The 16,874-nt window shown below is 39.9% G+C and carries 14 protein-coding genes; 11 read left to right on the forward strand and 3 right to left on the reverse strand.

Translation table 11 applies throughout. The features are described 5' to 3' along the window. Nucleotides 1-91 precede the first annotated feature (91 nt). Both BUA96_RS01900 and BUA96_RS01905 read left to right on the forward strand, forming a co-directional pair. Nucleotides 92-712, forward strand: coding sequence for a hypothetical protein (locus tag BUA96_RS01900; protein WP_072979762.1), 621 nt, complete (start codon nt 92-94; stop codon nt 710-712). Nucleotides 713-964: 252 nt separating this feature from the next. After that, a complete protein-coding gene (locus BUA96_RS01905) occupies nt 965-2,002 on the forward strand; it encodes a serine hydrolase domain-containing protein (RefSeq protein ID WP_072979764.1) in 1,038 nt (345 codons plus the stop codon). A gap of 99 nt (nt 2,003-2,101) precedes the next feature. Here the strand turns inward: BUA96_RS01905 and BUA96_RS01910 are convergent, their stop codons facing one another. Continuing rightward, nucleotides 2,102-2,707 carry an NAD(P)H-dependent oxidoreductase gene (locus BUA96_RS01910; RefSeq protein WP_072979766.1) on the reverse strand — a complete coding sequence of 202 codons (606 nt, stop codon included), beginning with the start codon at nt 2,705-2,707 and terminating at the stop codon, nt 2,102-2,104. Between the two features lie 91 nt (nt 2,708-2,798). Here BUA96_RS01910 and BUA96_RS01915 point away from each other — a divergent pair, with 91 nt between their 5' ends. Beyond that, the gene (locus BUA96_RS01915) at nt 2,799-3,704 is read left to right on the forward strand and encodes a LysR family transcriptional regulator (protein ID WP_072979768.1); all 906 of its coding nucleotides are present in this window, start codon (nt 2,799-2,801) and stop codon (nt 3,702-3,704) included. 89 nt (nt 3,705-3,793) lie between these two features. Here the strand turns inward: BUA96_RS01915 and BUA96_RS01920 are convergent, their stop codons facing one another. Further along, entirely contained in the window at nt 3,794-4,213 is a 420-nt protein-coding gene (locus tag BUA96_RS01920) for a hotdog fold thioesterase (protein ID WP_072979770.1), read from the reverse strand. 12 nt (nt 4,214-4,225) lie between these two features. Next, nucleotides 4,226-4,741 (reverse strand): peroxiredoxin-like family protein, encoded by a 516-nt coding sequence (locus BUA96_RS01925; protein WP_072979772.1) that lies wholly within the window; start codon nt 4,739-4,741, stop codon nt 4,226-4,228. A gap of 284 nt (nt 4,742-5,025) precedes the next feature. Between BUA96_RS01925 and BUA96_RS01930 the strand changes: the two genes are divergently transcribed. The 8 genes from BUA96_RS01930 (at nt 5,026) to BUA96_RS01965 (ending at nt 16,873) form a co-directional block, all read left to right on the forward strand. Beyond that, nucleotides 5,026-6,069 carry an arabinan endo-1,5-alpha-L-arabinosidase gene (locus BUA96_RS01930; RefSeq protein WP_072979774.1) on the forward strand — a complete coding sequence of 348 codons (1,044 nt, stop codon included), beginning with the start codon at nt 5,026-5,028 and terminating at the stop codon, nt 6,067-6,069. Nucleotides 6,070-6,294: 225 nt separating this feature from the next. Next, nucleotides 6,295-6,831, forward strand: a complete 537-nt coding sequence (locus tag BUA96_RS01935; RefSeq protein WP_128755715.1) for a hypothetical protein — start codon at nt 6,295-6,297, stop codon at nt 6,829-6,831. A gap of 33 nt (nt 6,832-6,864) precedes the next feature. Continuing rightward, nucleotides 6,865-7,740: a CPBP family intramembrane glutamic endopeptidase gene (locus BUA96_RS01940; protein ID WP_072979779.1), complete on the forward strand. Its 876-nt coding sequence runs from the start codon at nt 6,865-6,867 to the stop codon at nt 7,738-7,740. Nucleotides 7,741-7,927: 187 nt separating this feature from the next. After that, nucleotides 7,928-9,253 (forward strand): DEAD/DEAH box helicase, encoded by a 1,326-nt coding sequence (locus tag BUA96_RS01945; RefSeq protein WP_072979781.1) that lies wholly within the window; start codon nt 7,928-7,930, stop codon nt 9,251-9,253. A gap of 209 nt (nt 9,254-9,462) precedes the next feature. Beyond that, the gene (locus tag BUA96_RS01950) at nt 9,463-9,948 is read left to right on the forward strand and encodes a hypothetical protein (RefSeq protein WP_072979783.1); all 486 of its coding nucleotides are present in this window, start codon (nt 9,463-9,465) and stop codon (nt 9,946-9,948) included. 179 nt (nt 9,949-10,127) lie between these two features. Continuing rightward, nucleotides 10,128-12,827: a prolyl oligopeptidase family serine peptidase gene (locus BUA96_RS01955; RefSeq protein WP_072979785.1), complete on the forward strand. Its 2,700-nt coding sequence runs from the start codon at nt 10,128-10,130 to the stop codon at nt 12,825-12,827. A gap of 105 nt (nt 12,828-12,932) precedes the next feature. Beyond that, entirely contained in the window at nt 12,933-16,175 is a 3,243-nt protein-coding gene (locus BUA96_RS01960; RefSeq protein ID WP_072980439.1) for a S41 family peptidase, read from the forward strand. 92 nt (nt 16,176-16,267) lie between these two features. Continuing rightward, the gene (locus BUA96_RS01965; protein ID WP_072979787.1) at nt 16,268-16,873 is read left to right on the forward strand and encodes a DUF1684 domain-containing protein; all 606 of its coding nucleotides are present in this window, start codon (nt 16,268-16,270) and stop codon (nt 16,871-16,873) included. The last annotated feature ends 1 nt before the right edge of the window (nt 16,874 follow it).

Genomic DNA, 16,874 nt, shown 5'->3' on the forward strand with positions numbered 1-16,874 from the left:
AATTCCTATAGATTTTCATCTGGTTTATTCTGTATTTAGTAAGTTAGCTGCTTGTACTTAGTAATACTTACACAAAGCCGTTGCAACGCCTATGAGAAAAATCCTAACTCTAATAATAAGCGGAATACTTACCTTTTCTTGTTCCTCTTCACTAAGAGATTTTACTTATTTAGATATTGATAATAAAGAAATATCTAGATCAAAATTTAGACAAAAGAGATCAACGAATCAATATTTAGATATTCAGATTGATTCCTTAAATCAGAAAAAATTAGTTGAGAGAACTAAAACCGGAAAACTCGAAAATTTTGTAGCATATCGTACCTTAGTCTCCAATAAAACCTCAGAAAAATTAGATAACACTAAGCCTTTAGTAATTATCTATCATCCAGGAAAGGACGCTTGCAATTCGTCCGGATCAGCTACAAAAGAAACACTTAAAAATTGGTATGGAACTTTAGAAGATGGAGTTCAACAATTAAAAGCTAACGCTCCTATTTATCTATATAAGGAAAAAGAGGCTTTAGAAAAATATGATGGAATACTCAATTGGCATAAAGATCCTGATGGCCTAACTGAAAAACTGTTTTTTAAATATCATTATCCCTGCTCAAGTTTCGTAGTAATTTCGTCAGATGGAGAATATGTTTCTTATTTCGGAGAATTTAGTAAAGAATATGTTTGGAATGCTATAAATCTAATTTCAGAATAGCATACACGCTACTCCCCTTACAATTCATTAGTTCACCAAACCTCTTCTACCTATAACCTCACAACAGTAGATGCCATTTTTATGTAAATTGTGTTTTCAAAAACACCCTATTCGTATATCAATATGTAGGTCGTCTAAAGGGATTAATGCAAATACGATAACTTCAATTAATTTCTCTTCGTTTAAATACGCCTAACATTGTAACTAATTCTAAGGTTTTTAAACATATAAGTTACAATCAGCAACTACCCAATGGCTTCAAAGCGTACAACCACGATCATCAGAATTTTACTATTTTCAGCAACGCTCATCTCCTTATATTTTGTTCCTTGGCCTATTGTAAGGGCGTGGATCAAATCCTTACCTGACACCATTCAAGAGCAAGTGGATAAAGCTCCAGACTATGGTTTTGACGGAATTATCGTCTATATTGATCAAGGCGGAAAAGTGCCTGCCTGGTATACTGCAGGTACGCATAGTAGGGAAACGCAAGAACCGGCTCGTGCCGATGCGTTATTTAAAATTGCCAGCGTAAGTAAATTATACACAGCTTTAGCTGTTACCAAATTAGCAAGTAAAGGGCAATTAGATTTAGATCAATCGCTTGCACATTATTTTCCGGAATTGGCACATCGTATTGAATACGCAGATGAAATCACTATAAAGATGTTGGTAAAACACCGCAGCGGAATACCAAACTTTACAGATATCAATTCGTATTGGGCGCATCCTGAAGACAACAATGAAGAACGTCTGGCTTTAATACTAGATTTACCTGCAGATTTTGCGCCAGATACTGATTACGCCTATTGCAATACCAACTATTTACTTTTGCACGAACTCATTAAAAAAGTAACCGGCCAGCCATCATTTTATACTATCAAAAAAGAGATTCTCGAACCTTTAAACCTCAACAACACCCACGGCTCTGTGCACGATGTAGATCTAGACCGAGTAATGAGCGGGTATTATGTGGGCTACGCGCAGGATTTAAAAACCAATGATAACGATCTTATGCTTGCTACAGCTCAAGATCTGGGCGATTTTCTTAGAGCCCTTAATGACGGAAGCGTCTTCAATAACCAAGAGGAACGGGATTTGTATGCTTCACTCTATGAATTTGAACACACCGGTTTGATCCCGGGCTATCAAACCATCGCCAAATATCATAACGAACTCGATGCTGTCGTGATTCAGTTTACCAATACTGTAGATTTTGAAGGCTACAACTGGAATCTTTCAGAAGTGATGTACAACAAAGTCGTGAAAATTCTAAAACAGAAATCTTAAAAAAGACCTGCAAACCCTAGATCAATACCAACTTATTCTTAGGAAATAGTTCAAGCTAAGGGTCTGCACGTCTTTGACTTCTGTAAACAGTTATTGAGATCAGTCCTGTAAAACTTCCTCAAAATGATGCTCGAGAAAAGCGGTATAGTCTCGTAAGGCTTTAGGCACATCTGCATTCTTTTCTACATCGTGAAAGTGATTAGAATCTAAATGTTCCAATCCTAAAAATTGATTCATTTTATGAAAACCAAACAATACTCCTTCATCAACAGACTTTTGATCGAAAAATTCACCTGCTAAGGTAAAAGCTTCTTCCGGAGCATTCCAACTCGTAGTGATAATGTACTTTTTCCCGTGTAAAGTACCTCCCGTTCCGTAATTGATAGCAGGATTTTTACGCGTTCTTCCGTCACTCTCGTACATCCCATTCTGGTGACCGTGGGTTAGAACCTTGTCCAAGTAAGTTTTAAAACCAAACGGCAGTTGAAACCACCAGATCGGGGTGTGATATATTATTAAATCTGCCCAAGTAAATTTCTCAACTTCCTCCTGCAGCTCATAGCTTTCGGCAACTTGCGTGGTTCGTACCGTATACCCTTTTTTAGCTGTAAAAAAAGCTTCGGTGGTTTCTAAAAGAGTTTTATTAAAAGCTCCCGGAGAATGCGCAAATGGATGTCCGCCGTTGAGGATTAAAATATTTTTCATCAGATTGATTATTTAATTCGGGACAAAATTAGAAGAGGACTAACTATTATAAAAATAATATAAATAATAGCTTTGTATAAAATTTTTGATAATGGTAAATCTAGAATGGTATCGCACCTTTCGGGCAATTGTGGAGAAGAAAACGCTAACGCGTGCTGCGGAAGCCTTGTATGCTTCGCAACCTGGTGTGAGCGTCCACCTCAATGCCTTAGAGGCTTACGTAGGCAGAAAGCTTTTTGAGCGTACGTCACGTAAAATGATTCCTACGGAAGAAGGAAAACAACTCTATAATTTTGTGGTGGAAGCCTTAGAGCGATTAGAGCAAGCCGAGCAGCATTTTAAAAAATCCACTAAAGAAACAGTGCCTTCTTTGCATATAGGAATGTGTACCGAAACATTTCAGACCATTTTAGAGCCAGAAGTTTCAAAACTGCGCTTCAATCTTGTCGCCAAGTTTGGAGGTCATCAAGACTTGATCAAAGACCTCAACAAAGGCCTCCTAGATCTGGTCATTACACCTAAAAATAACCACGCCAATACACTGGCGGAGTACGAGGCATTTTCTAAAGAGCGCATCGTGCTGGTTGCGGGATCTAAAACTTCGCTTAACGAAGTAAACAAACTTTTGGAGCAAAAAGATCTTAAAGCCTTGTCTGCGCATTTAAAACAGCAGATTTGGTACAGTGCATCTAATGAAATGGATCATTTTAGGAGGTTTTGGTATGATAATTTTAAGTCACGAGCCGACTTTAAACCCAATTACATTTTACCGAACATTGGTTCTATAATCCGCTGTTTAGAAGCTGAAAACGGCTTTGCGATTGTTCCTGATTTTCTGGTGCAAGAAGCGATTGCTAAAGGAAGCATTCACTTGGTTTGGCAGGGGATTAAAGAAAGTGCAAACACCTTATATTTTGCCACACGAAGTGATCTGCAATACAAAGAAGAAGTGAATACGATTAAAGAGGTTTTTAAGCAAAAAATGCAACCCCATTAAGGTGTTGCATTTCTTTTTTAGTGTTACAAAGCGATATCGAGGTAAGCCTCAGCATTTTCAATTCTTGAGCTACGCCAAAACGTTTCAAGCTAAGATCTGATAAAATTATATACGCCTTTGCCTTCAGCAACCAGAACGGTTTCTTGAAACGCTTTCATTTTAGTCACCATAATACGATTACCCATACGCACAAGTTTACCTTCAACTGTGAGCGGTTTTGCTTTGGCGCCACGCAGATAATCTATCCGTAAGTCAATGGTCGCAAGACTGTCATCTGGTGTTTTAAAATTGGCAACACCTATAGCCCCGCCAACGGAGTCCATTATGGTGGCAATAATGCCTCCGTGCCAACGGTTTTTACGTATGTCGCCAACAAAATCACTTCGATAAGGTACTTCGACTCTGATAAAATCTTGCTCCAGCGTTGCTACTTTTAAGCCTAGAAATTTATGAATAGGTATCTCTTCTTCGGCCAACTTGATCAGTCGCTCTTTGGTTATCGCATCCATATTCTAAAAATACTATTTTTCGCCTCTGGCGGGATAATCATTCTCCAAGATAAAGTCTATAGCTTTAATAAAAGAAGGTAAATAAGGTCTTCCCCAAGGATTGCTGGTGATCGAGGAATAGTAAATTTTATGTTCATTATCGATTAAAAACAAACCGGGTTCACTAAACAAATCTGGCTCGCCTTCTTTAATGCCTTCGCTTAAATATAAACCCCATTGTTTGGCGGTTGCTTCAGGTAAATCATAGCCTAAAGTCAGCGCATCAAGTTCCCACTTTTGGCGGGAAAGTCTGGCGCGCTCTTCAGCATCCATACTTACCGCAGCTACTTCCACTCCACGTTCTTTGAAGTCAGGTAGCAAGTTTTGTAATTCTTGTAAATACTTTTTACAAATTGGGCAATGTAGGCCGCGGTAAAATACTACCAACGTAAAATTTTTAGGCTGTTGCGCTTTTAAATTCCACGAATTGGCTCCCAAAATTGGAAATTCTAATTCAGGTGCAGGTTGTTTTGGTGTGGGTCGATTCATAGTCTTTTTTTAGATTAATAGATGTATCTCAAACTGCTAAAGCCGTGACTTTAGAACTGCTTCAGCTCTGTATTGGCAAAATCACTAGCCCAAATCAGCTAAGCAAAGAACATTTGGTATTAACTACCTTGTTTTATTCTTTCGGCTAAAGCAGCAGATACTTTTCTAAATCTTTAGCCGTAAAAGAGCGCTTGAACTTACTTTTCATTTAAAATAGGATAGCTTTTTCCGAAATCGTTAGCGAAGTACTTTTATTAGTATATTTAAGTATAAAATATACACTTATGAAAATAGTACTACTATCGCTCTTAACACTTATTGCTTTTAATTTAGAAAGCAACGCTCAAGAAGTACAAACCAACGAAAACGGCGAACCTCCTTTTGAGCCCAATAATCCTTATGTTCACGACCCGGTAATGGCGAAAGATGGTGATACGTATTATGTTTTTGGAACAGGAGTTGGTATTTCGGTGATGTCTTCTAAAGATTTAAAAACCTGGAAAAAGGAAGCGCCTATATTTAGTGAAGTTCCTGAATGGACTAAAGAAGCTTTACCGGGATTTAGCAATCATATTTGGGCTCCAGATATTATTTTTTATCAAGGCAGATACCACATTTTTTATTCCTGTAACGCCAAGCCCGGCAAACCTCACGCTGCTATAGGCCACGCTTCTACTCCAACTTTAGATCCAGAAAGTTCCGATTTTAAATGGACAGACCACGGGAAAATCGTACAATCCGTAATGGGTCGCGACACTTGGCAAGCGATTGATGCAAATGCAATTATTGATGAGAGCGGCACTCCTTGGTTGGCCTTTGGATCGTTTTGGGACGGTATTAAACTTGTAAAATTAAAAGATGATATGAGTGCAATGGCTTGGCCTCAAGAGTGGCATAGTTTAGCCAGAAGGCCTAGTACCCAACAACCTTATGAGTACGAATTGACCGATAGTCAGATAGAAGCTGCATTTTTATATGAACATAATGACTATTATTACCTTTTTGTTTCTCTAGATATGTGTTGCCGAGGCATAAACAGTGATTATAAAATAGCAGTAGGCCGTTCAAAAGAACTTACCGGTCCATATATTGACCGCGCCGGATTTACCATGCTCGATGGCAACAGTACCGTGATCGCCATTGGTGACGGAAAGCAATTTGCCGCCTTGGGTCATAATTCGGTTTATGAGATCGATGGTGAAGATTACTTGTTTGCACACGGGTATTCTATACCTGACGACGGAGAATCTAAACTCATTATTACTCCTATTCATTGGGATAATGACGACTGGCCGATAATTGATATTAATGAGCGATTAACAAAATAATCATTAAAATTTTCAGATAAGAAATTGCCACCAATTCCAAAACAAGAAATAAATTTTTCGACTACAACATTCAAAAAAATTAAAGAACAAAGTTCGTACACTACGCAACTTGTTAACCTCGGTCTAGGTTGTATTGCATTTGCCTTACTCCTTTTCTTTATTGATTCTAATACAACACCAGTCAACCAACTAACTGTTTGGATCAGTATAATTGCTCTTATTGGAATGGTATTTTATACAATTTCTTATATCTATCAATTCTTTGATTATGAAAAAATAGAAACTTACGACCGAGGTTCAATTACGATTTTGGAAGAAGGGATTCTCATCGATCATAAGGTCCTTGTTCAGTATGCAGCTATTGAATATTTTAGTCTTCATATTGATGCTTATTATGAGCAAAGGATAAATATGGCAATGCGAACACCAATGGAACAAAAAAGTTTAGGCCTAAAGAATACGATTAGCTTTAAAACAGAAACCGGTAAACTCACGCGCTACTTTAAACTTGAAAATAAACTGCGTAAAGAACTTCTAGAACAAACCCTTTTAAACTTGGTAACCACTAACAGATTTTCGAGGTTAGATGCAAAAAGAACTATCAAACTGATCCCGGAACGTTTCAGAGCACACGGTAGGTATAAGGAATTTGTAATCCAACAAATTAAAGCAGGTCGCATCAATTGTACCGAAGGCTTACTCCTACACGGTTATTCAAGTGATGCTGAAGCAAAAATGCTCCGATCAAAATATTGCAATTAGTTTATGCATATTTGTCTTTCCAAGACTCATTAAATGCAAGAACAAAACTACTCCCACAAAGGTTGGCAACGTATTATACTATTCATTATTCCCTATTTGTTTGTAGTAGGTCTCTTTCAATATGCGGGGTATTTGATCGCAGGCCTTGACATTACTGACCCTCAACCTACAAAGAGTATCAGTCATCAACTCATTATTAGAGTTTTTGATCTCGTGGGTACACTATTGGTTTTATATTTTTTTATGACCTTTTTAGACAAAAAACCTTTTGTCGCGCTGGGATTTCAAACACACAAACGACAGCGCGAATTCTGGACGGGGATAGCCATTGGATTTCTGATTATGTTCATGGGGTATAGCATCTTGTATTTTTCTAGCGAAATAACGGTAATCACAACAGATCTAGATGCTACAAAATTGATACAATCAGTGGTGTTTTTCAGTATTATCGCCGTAGTTGAAGAAAGTATTTTCCGCGGTTACATCCTGCGTAATTTAATGCTCTCAATGCCTAAATATATTGCGTTGAGTGTTTCGGCTTTGGTTTTTGCTTTGATGCACGCCTTCAATCCTAACGTGAGTAGTTTTGCGCTATTCAATATTTTTTTAGCGGGAATTCTTTTAGGCCTTTCGTATGTGTACACTAAAAATCTTTGGTTTCCAATCGCTTTGCATCTCAGCTGGAATCTATTTCAGTCGCTCTTCGGGTTTAACGTGAGCGGTCAAGGATTCTATTCCGTAGTAAAAATTCAGGTAGATCAGGCAAATAGGCTAAATGGAGGCGCTTTTGGTTTTGAAGGTTCGTATATTGCTGTCATTGCACAATTAATTACCATTGCTGCGATCGCGATATATTATAATTCAAAAAGAAAAACGGATGCCGTCACAACATCAACAACCGAATACTAAAAAACAAAAATCATTGCTTTTGCTAGCGGTCTCTTTTCTATTAGGCTATGCCCTGTTTTCAAATTGGGATATGCTCAAGCAACTACTTCCCGGTTTTTAATACCGGCCGAAGCACTTACCGTCGGCAAAATGTACAATGTTATTTTGGCTAAAAGAATAACCGTATCTTTGCCGCTTATAACACTATATGACATTTAAAGATTTAGGTCTTATTGACCCCATCCTTAAGGCATTGACCGACAAAGGATATACCCACCCTACCCCAATTCAACAGCAAGCGATACCCATACTTTTAAAAGGAAAAGATCTTTTGGGTTCTGCGCAAACCGGTACCGGAAAAACCGCAGCTTTTACCATTCCTATCCTGCAACAGATCTACAACGGTATTGGTGCTAAAAAAGGGGGACGAAAGCTCAAAGCGCTTATCGTTACACCTACACGTGAACTCGCTATCCAAATTAATGACAATGTCACCGAGTACAGCAAATACACGGGTATTAAAAGTACCGTTATTTTTGGGGGCGTTAAACAAGCCTCGCAAGTTTTGGCTATGCGTAAAGGCGTTGACGTGCTCACTGCTACTCCCGGTCGCTTATTAGATTTAGTAAAACAAGGGTTTATAGATCTGGGGAGCATTGAATATCTGGTGCTTGATGAAGCAGACCAGATGCTTGATATGGGTTTTATTCACGACATTAAAAAAATTCTGAAACTGGTACCGCACAAGCGTCAATCTTTGTTCTTTTCGGCAACAATGCCCAGAGAGATCGTTGATCTTTCTAAACTGATTCTGGGCGATTTTGAAAAAGTTACCATCGCTCCGGAAAAACCCACCGCAGAACGTGTAGATCAGGCTGTTTACTTTGTGGGAAAACGCAATAAAGCTAATCTGCTAAAATTTATTATTGAAACCGAAAAACCTCAGTCGCTTTTGGTTTTTTCGCGTACCAAGCACGGTGCCAATAAAATCGTTAAAGTTCTAGATAAAGCCGGAATTCAATCAGCTGCGATTCACGGTAATAAATCACAAGGGGCGCGACAAAAAGCATTGAATGATTTTAAAGATGGAAAATTGCACGTTCTAGTCGCTACCGATATCGCTGCCCGCGGAATTGATGTTTCTGAACTCGAACTCGTTATTCAATATGATCTGCCTAATGTGCCCGAAACTTATGTGCATCGCATTGGCCGTACCGGAAGAGCTAAAGCCAGCGGAATTGCAATTTCGTTCTGCGCAACTGATGAGCGCACATATTTAAAGGATATTGAAAAACTCATCAAACAAAAAGTGCACGTGGTAGCAGAGCATCCATTTTTAAGCGATGAAGCTTCTGAAGCCGGCCAGATGAAAGGTGGTGATGCGCCAGAGCAGCCTAAACGCAACAATCGTAACCGTTCTAGAAACCGCAACCGAAACCGCAACAAACCTAAAGGTCAGAACAACAACGGACCAAAAAAGCAGACTGCCCGAAAACCTAACAAACGTTTTGGCAGCAAGCCAAAGACTGAATAAACGAGCGCAGAAAATGCCACGCGATTGACAGTATCAATGAAATCCGTTTTAGTAATTCTAGAACGGATTTTTTTATTCGAGCTATATTTAGACCTTCAGCAAAAGCAACTTTAGATTTCTAACTTTTCCTTTAAATTCTAACGATTATTTAACAGCACGTGCATCGCATTCTTGGCTATCTTTAATCATAAATTAATTGATTATTTATTATGAAAAAATACCTTGTATTTAGCTTTTTGGCTACAATACTTTTTACCGCCTGCGACGATACCCGTAAAGCAATGCACGATGAATACTTAGAATTTGTAATGCATACAGACAGTCTTGAAACCGTGCACGAAGCTATGGTTGTATCTCACAAAGCTGTAAAAGCAGATACACGTACGCTAGCCCAAAAACTTAAGGATGTTGAGGCCACAGACTCTATCGCAATGACCGATGTACAAGAACATCAAATGCAATTGAAAGCGCAAGCAACCAGCCTCGCCAAACTCAAAAAATTGATCGAAAGCCACGCCGATGTAAAGGGCTATTTTATGTCAGACAGCATTTCGGTGGAGCAAATGGAGCAACAACTATTGGACATGGAAGCCAATAACGAAGAGATCGCTGCTCGTTTAAATCAGATCAAAACCGAATTACAAAAAATTGAAGCAGAACAAGAGATCCTAAAAAATCAGGATTCTGAAGAATAACAAATTATAACACCTGTATTTTTCGATTTTCTAAAAATAACTGGCAATAACTACAAGTCCGTTGAAATTGTTTTCAACGGACTTTTTTATAGCGCAACAGCCATTTTTCAGCATTAAAAAAGAGGAGTTTTTAGTAACTTCAAAGATTTAATAATTCCACATCAATAGAATTTCCATTCATGCTGAAAAACATTTTCACGCTACTAAGTATTAGCATTTTAAGCCTCTCACAGGTTTTTAGTCAAGAAGACAACAAAGACCCTAAAGCCTGGACTCCAGAAGATATTGTTTACACCGAGTCTATGCGCTCGCCTGTTTTTTCGCCAGACGGTACTATGGTGGTCTGGAGCAAAAGTAAAGCGGTAAAGAAAAAAGACCGTTTTGTTGCTGATCTTTATCTGACGCGTCTGAACATCCAAGAAGACGATTCCTTTCTCACTACCCAACTCACCTACGGTGACGATAGCGATTACAGCCCTATATTCTCTAAAGACGGAAAATCACTATATTTTTTGAGTTCGCGAGACAAAGGCAAAAAACTTTGGAAACTCAGCCTTTATGGTGGCGAAGCCGAAGAAATCCACGAGTTTGACAACGGTATCTCGAGCATTCAGCTTAAAGATGAAAACACCTTGTTCTTCACTGCTAAAAACGGAAAAACATTATACGATCTTGAAGCAGAAGAAAAAGAAGATGATGTTCAGATCATTGAAGATTCGCTGCACTGGCAGCCAAGTCACATTTATGCATTTGACCTTAAAGAAGACCAAATTACCAGAATCACCGATAATGAAAAACCCATACGCAGCTACCAACTTTCGCACGATGGCAACTGGTTATATTATACTATCACACGCAGTTTGAGCTATGGCGCAGATGCACAGAAAGATCCGTACAGCTATCTTGTAAACCTTAAAACTGGCGCCAAAAAGCAAGTCTTGCAAGACTTTGAATTCCCTATTTATGACGTACAATTCACGGCTGATGATAGCGGTTTTTATTTCGGAACCGGCTTTTCTTCAGATCCTGAATGGAATGGCGCCGGGATCACCGAATTGTATTATTACGATTTGGCTTCGGCTAAAGCAACTAAAGTTGATCTCGATTGGAAACTTGGTGTAGGTGGCGGCTATACCGTGGCGGGGAATGACGTGATCGTTTCATTAGCCAATAAAGCCACAATGAAGCTTGCCTATTACACCAAAAAAGGAACGAGCTGGTCACGCTCTGAAATGGATTTTGATGACAAAAATGAGCACGTAAGTCTCAATGCAATTACTGAAGATGCTTCTAAGATCGTGTACTCCTACTCTACCGCTTCAAAACTTCCGCAGTACCTGATCGCAGATCTAAAAAAAGCTAAAGTTAGCAACGAAGAAACATTCATCACGCTCAACAAAAAGCTTGAAAAAAAGTATATGCCTAAAAGCGAAATTATGACCTGGACGGGCTATAACGGTGATGAAGTAACCGGGATCTTATACTATCCAAATGATTATCAAGAAGGAAAGAAATATCCATTGATGCTCAATATTCACGGTGGCCCATCAAGTCAAGATACCGATGAATGGTCGGGCAGCTGGGCGTATTATCCTTCGATTTTAACGCAAAAAAATATGTTTGTATTGATGCCCAACTATCACGGTTCAACCAATCACGGACTAGAATATACCGAAGCGATAAAGGGCAATTATTACGAACCTGAATTAGAAGACATCACCAAAGGGATCGACAAACTTGTTTCCGAAGGCAAAGTAGATCGGGATCAAATGGGAACTATGGGTTGGTCTAACGGTGCGATCCTTACCACAATGCTTACGGTCAAATATCCTGATATGTTTAAAGTTGCTGCGCCGGGTGCCGGCGATGTGAACTGGACTTCTGATTTTGGTACTTGCCAGTTTGGGGTGAGTTTTGACCAGAGTTATTTTGGCGGTGCGCCTTGGGATGATACCAACGGCAAAACCTATAACGAGAATTACCTCATCAAATCGCCACTTTTTGAGATTGAAAAGATTAAAACCCCAACTATAATTTTCCACGGAAGTGAAGACCGCGCAGTGCCACGCGATCAGGGTTGGGAATATTACCGCGGCTTACAGCAAGTAGGCAAAACACCGGTGAAATTTTTATGGTTTCCCGGTCAGCCTCACAGTTTAGGAAAGATCACGCACCAGCTACGTAAAATGAAAGAAGAGATTGCCTGGATTGACACCTACCTTTTTGATAAAAAACCTACCGATAACGAAGCATTCAAAGAAGATAGTCCGCTGGCGGAAATATTTAAACTTGAAGAAGCGCAACAAGAAAACGGGCTGTATGGAGTTTTAAATAAAGATATACTGATTCCTGAAACTGTTCAGGTGAAAGAAGACTCCATCAGTTTAGGTCGTTTTGAAGTTACTAACGCACAGTTTAAAGCTTTTAAAAACACATTCTCTTTTGATACCGGAAAAGATAATTATCCGGCCGTGGTTTCCAAAACAGATGCTGAAAACTATGTGACTTGGCTTTCAGCACAAACCGGAAAAACCTATCGCCTTCCCAATGCTAAAGAAGCTGAAAAACTTCAGCTAAAAGCAGCAAAAAGTTCTAAAGGTCAAAACAACCTGAATACTTGGGCGGGATACGACCTCACCGCAGATGATGCTGACCTGTTACTTCAAAAAGTAAAAAGCTTAAACTATTCTCTTTTAAAGCCGGTAGGTTCTAATAAAGGTGTAAAAGTTGGCGATGCAACACTCTATGATTTGGGAGGAAATGTCGCCGAATACAGTGCCACAGGAACTTACGATTACAGCGCCTACGATTTTGCTGACCCTTATGATCAGAAACCTGTGAGCAGTAAACACGTGGGTTTTAGAGTAGTAAAAGAATAAATAAACGCAGTTACGAGGCATTCGTTAGAAACAACTATTAAATGTTAGGCAAGCCAAAGGGTTTGATATCTTTTGGTGACGCCAATAAATTTTATCAATCAAATCATGAAAATCACAAAGTACTTTTTAAACTTCATTGTTGGGACAGTTTCAGTCACGGCGGTGGCACAGATCAATCAGACAGATACCCGATTAATGAGCGAACCGGCCATTAGCGATAGCCATATCGCATTTATCTATGCCGAAGATCTTTGGGTTGCTAATCGTAATGGATCTCAACCAAGACGCCTGACCATCGACGAAGGCGTAGAGTCTAATCCTATTTTTTCACCAGACGGTAAAACCATCGCTTTCAGTGCAGAATATGATGGCAATATGGATATTTTCAGCGTGCCGGTCACCGGTGGTGTCCCTACTCGATTAACCTATCATCCGTATCCGGATATCGCTAGGGATTTTACACCTGACGGAAAAAAGGTTGTTTTTGCCTCGCAGCGTACCTTATTTACCAATCGTTATACTTCACTATTTACAGTGGCTCTAGATGGTGGTCCGGTTTCAGAGTTAGAGATTCCTAACGCATATTGGGCAAGCTATTCTGATGATGGAAAATACATCGCGTATACGCCAATTCCTGATCGGTTCAACCAATGGAAACATTACCGCGGCGGAACGCAAACTCGCATTTATATCTATGATACTGCAACGCAAGAGGTGGTAGAAATCCCAAAACCGGCAGCAGGAAGCAACGATGCGCAACCGGAGTTTGTTGGGAATACTGTTTATTTTAGAAGCGATCGCGATGGAGAATTCAACCTCTACGCTTATGATGTGGCTTCAAAACAAGTGAGTAAGTTGACCGACTTTCAAGATTTTGGTCTGGAAGATTTAGAAGCAAGTAGCGATGGAATGTTGATTTTAGAGCAAGCCGGATACTTGCACACCTTCAATCCTTCAAACAAGCAGCTTACCAAGCTTAAAATAGGTATCGCAACTGATTTATTAGAGCTACGTCCGCGTTTTGTAAGCGGAAGTTACTATGTACGCAGCGGCGGTATTTCCCCTTCCGGAGCGCGTGTGGTTGCTGATTTTAGAGGAGAAATTGTAACGCTTCCTTCAGAAAAGGGAGATATGGTCAATCTTACCCAAACTCCCGGAGTTCACGAGACCTTCCCAAAATGGTCGCCGGATAGCAAGCATATTGCTTATTTTTCTGATGCTAGCGGTGAGTATGCGTTGCATATCAAAGATCAAAACAGCTCCGACGCTGCCAAAGCGATCGCCCTTGAAGGAACCGGATTTTATGCGCACCTGCACTGGTCTCCAGATAGTGAAAAAATCGCTTACGTAGATAACGGTAGAAACTTATACATCACCACCATTGCAACTGGTAAAACCCAAAAAATAGCTCAAGATGTATTGTATCAGCCGGGCGATTACCGGGATTTATTCGGAAGCTGGTCTGCAGACGGAAATTGGCTCGCTTACACCTTAATCACCAACACCAACTTTGAACAGGCGTATGTGTATTCGCTTAGCGAAAACAAGTCTTATCCCATTTCAGACGGCTTATCTAACGTAACCGAACCTACCTTTGACCCTAGCGGAAAATACCTCTACCTCACCGCTTCTACCGATGCAGGCCCTGTGGTAAACTGGTTTGACCAGTCTAATCAAGATATGACCTCATCAAATGCTTTGTATTTAATTACGCTTCAAAAGGAGGTGAAATCGCCTTTTGCTAAAGAAAATGATGTTGAAAAAATCGCTGAAGCTGAAGAAGAACAAAAGGAAGATAAAAAAGAGGAAAGCGTACCGACCTTAGAAATTGATTGGGATGGCATTATGGATCGTATGGTTTCGGTACCGGTAGGCACAGGCAATTTTATGTCGCTTGCTGCTCCTAAAGAAGGAATGCTGTACTACATTTCCTATCCTTCCTATGATGCTCCTGCGATGTTGCATCTGTACAATTTAGGCGAACAAAAAGACGAAGAACTTTTTGAGGTAGATTCCTTTGAAATTTCTGCGAGCGGAGAGAAAATGATGTATTACAGTAATGGAAGCTGGTTTGTTTCTGACACCGGAAAAAAATCAGATCAAGGTCCGTTGGCTTTTGATGCGATCAAGGTTAAGATCGATCCTAAACAAGAATGGGAAAACATATTTAATGAAGCCTGGCGCGTGAATCGCGATTACTTCTATGACCCGGGAATGCACGGCGTAGACTGGGATGCGATGAAAGAAAAATACAGCGTATTCCTTCCTGATGTTCCTTCAAAAAGCGACCTCTACCGCGTGATGAGTTGGATGTTTGCCGAGCTTTCAGTTGGGCATCATCGTTTTGACTACCGAGGTGATTCTCGCGTAGAAAAAGAAAACATCAACGGAGGTTTACTAGGTGCTGATTTTGAGATCAAAAATAACCGTTACCAGATCACTAAAATCTACGGTGGACTCAATTGGAATCCAGATCTGCGTTCTCCACTTACCGAACCTGGTGTAAATGCCAGCGAAGGCGATTATATCATAAAAGTAAACGGAAAAGAAGTAACCGGCGAAGACAACCTCTACCGCTTTTTTGAAAATAAAGCCGAAGATATTGTGACCCTTACCTTGTCTAGCAATGCCAATGGAACCAATGCACATGACGAAGAAGTAACCACGATCGCTTCAGAACGTGCGTTACGCAATCGCGATTGGGTAGAAGGCAACATCAAGAAAGTGAACGAAGCCACAGACGGCCAGGTCGCTTATGTTTATGTGCCAAATACCGCAACAGCAGGCCACGAGTATTTTAAACGCTATTTCTATCCGCAGGCAGACAAAAAAGCGATTATTGTTGACGAGCGCTTTAATGGTGGTGGTCAACTGGCAGATTATGTGATTGACCTGTTAAACAAGCCGATGCAGAGTTATTGGAATTTCAGATATGGTAAGGATATGAAAGCACCTAGCGCTTCTATTCAGGGACCAAAAGTGATGCTCATTGATGAAACTGCAGGTTCGGGAGGAGATTACTTACCCTATTTATTCCGAAGAAATAAACTAGGAACGCTGGTAGGAAAACGTACCTGGGGCGGACTCGTGGGCGTTTTAGGATATCCGGAATTCATCGATGGCGGTTATGTGACTGCGCCTAACGTGGCCTTTTACAATGAAGAAGGCTTCGGAATTGAAAATGTGGGAACACCACCAGATGTTGAAGTAGAGCAAACTCCAAAAGACGTGATCGCCGGTAAAGATCCACAGTTAGAAAAAGCGATCGAGATCATCTTACAACAGCTTAAAGAAAATCCACCGAAGTCACTCACTACTCCGGAATATCCGGATAAAACCAAAAATTAAATTCATATCGGGTGTTTTTGTTCTTGTAAAGTAGCCAAGTTGAGTAAAACGACTTTGGACGACACCAACAAAAACACCCGTTTTTTATAGCTATGAAAAACCTATTTCAAACCGTCATTTTAATATTTACCAGTCTTTATTCCTTTTCCCAAACTACATATGAAGCCGAAATCCTTCAATTTCAAAATGACCTAAACACTGAATATAAAAATCCGGAAGAATCGCCTTTAACTCCAAAAGAGCAAAAGGAATTTAAAAAACATAGCTTCTACCCTATCGATTCGACCTATCGGGTTGTGGCGCAATTTCAAAAAATAGAAGATCCGGAAGAGATTCAATTTCCAACCTCATCGGGTGCGATCAAAACCTATGATACCTATGCCCTTGCTACTTTTGAACTGGAAGGAAAAACCTATCAATTACCCATTTATCAAAGTCACATGCTACGTAAAATGGAGGAATACAAAGACTATCTCTTTTTACCGTTTACAGATTACACCAGCGGTGTGGAAACCTACGGCGCCGGTCGCTACATAGATCTTAGAATCCCCGAAGGCAATACGATTGTAATAGATTTCAACAAAGCGTACAATCCCTTTTGTGCGTATAGCCCTAATTATTCGTGTCCAATTCCACCGGAAGCCAATGATCTTAAATTAGAAATTAAAGCGGGAATACGAGGGCCAGAAGAACATTAGC

This window comes from Leeuwenhoekiella palythoae, from assembly GCF_900130045.1.
In the GTDB taxonomy this organism is placed as follows: Bacteria; Bacteroidota; Bacteroidia; order Flavobacteriales; family Flavobacteriaceae; genus Leeuwenhoekiella; species Leeuwenhoekiella palythoae.

What these genes read in the sequence shown, in the direction of transcription:
- BUA96_RS01900 (WP_072979762.1), top strand. Translation starts at nt 92, where the DNA reads ATGAGAAAAATCCTAACTCTAATAATAAGCGGAATACTTACCTTTTCT.
- BUA96_RS01905 (WP_072979764.1), top strand. Translation starts at nt 965, where the DNA reads ATGGCTTCAAAGCGTACAACCACGATCATCAGAATTTTACTATTTTCA.
- BUA96_RS01910 (WP_072979766.1), bottom strand. Translation starts at nt 2,707, where the DNA reads ATGAAAAATATTTTAATCCTCAACGGCGGACATCCATTTGCGCATTCT.
- BUA96_RS01915 (WP_072979768.1), top strand. Translation starts at nt 2,799, where the DNA reads ATGGTAAATCTAGAATGGTATCGCACCTTTCGGGCAATTGTGGAGAAG.
- BUA96_RS01920 (WP_072979770.1), bottom strand. Translation starts at nt 4,213, where the DNA reads ATGGATGCGATAACCAAAGAGCGACTGATCAAGTTGGCCGAAGAAGAG.
- BUA96_RS01925 (WP_072979772.1), bottom strand. Translation starts at nt 4,741, where the DNA reads ATGAATCGACCCACACCAAAACAACCTGCACCTGAATTAGAATTTCCA.
- BUA96_RS01930 (WP_072979774.1), top strand. Translation starts at nt 5,026, where the DNA reads ATGAAAATAGTACTACTATCGCTCTTAACACTTATTGCTTTTAATTTA.
- BUA96_RS01935 (WP_128755715.1), top strand. Translation starts at nt 6,295, where the DNA reads ATGGTATTTTATACAATTTCTTATATCTATCAATTCTTTGATTATGAA.
- BUA96_RS01940 (WP_072979779.1), top strand. Translation starts at nt 6,865, where the DNA reads ATGCAAGAACAAAACTACTCCCACAAAGGTTGGCAACGTATTATACTA.
- BUA96_RS01945 (WP_072979781.1), top strand. Translation starts at nt 7,928, where the DNA reads ATGACATTTAAAGATTTAGGTCTTATTGACCCCATCCTTAAGGCATTG.
- BUA96_RS01950 (WP_072979783.1), top strand. Translation starts at nt 9,463, where the DNA reads ATGAAAAAATACCTTGTATTTAGCTTTTTGGCTACAATACTTTTTACC.
- BUA96_RS01955 (WP_072979785.1), top strand. Translation starts at nt 10,128, where the DNA reads ATGCTGAAAAACATTTTCACGCTACTAAGTATTAGCATTTTAAGCCTC.
- BUA96_RS01960 (WP_072980439.1), top strand. Translation starts at nt 12,933, where the DNA reads ATGAAAATCACAAAGTACTTTTTAAACTTCATTGTTGGGACAGTTTCA.
- BUA96_RS01965 (WP_072979787.1), top strand. Translation starts at nt 16,268, where the DNA reads ATGAAAAACCTATTTCAAACCGTCATTTTAATATTTACCAGTCTTTAT.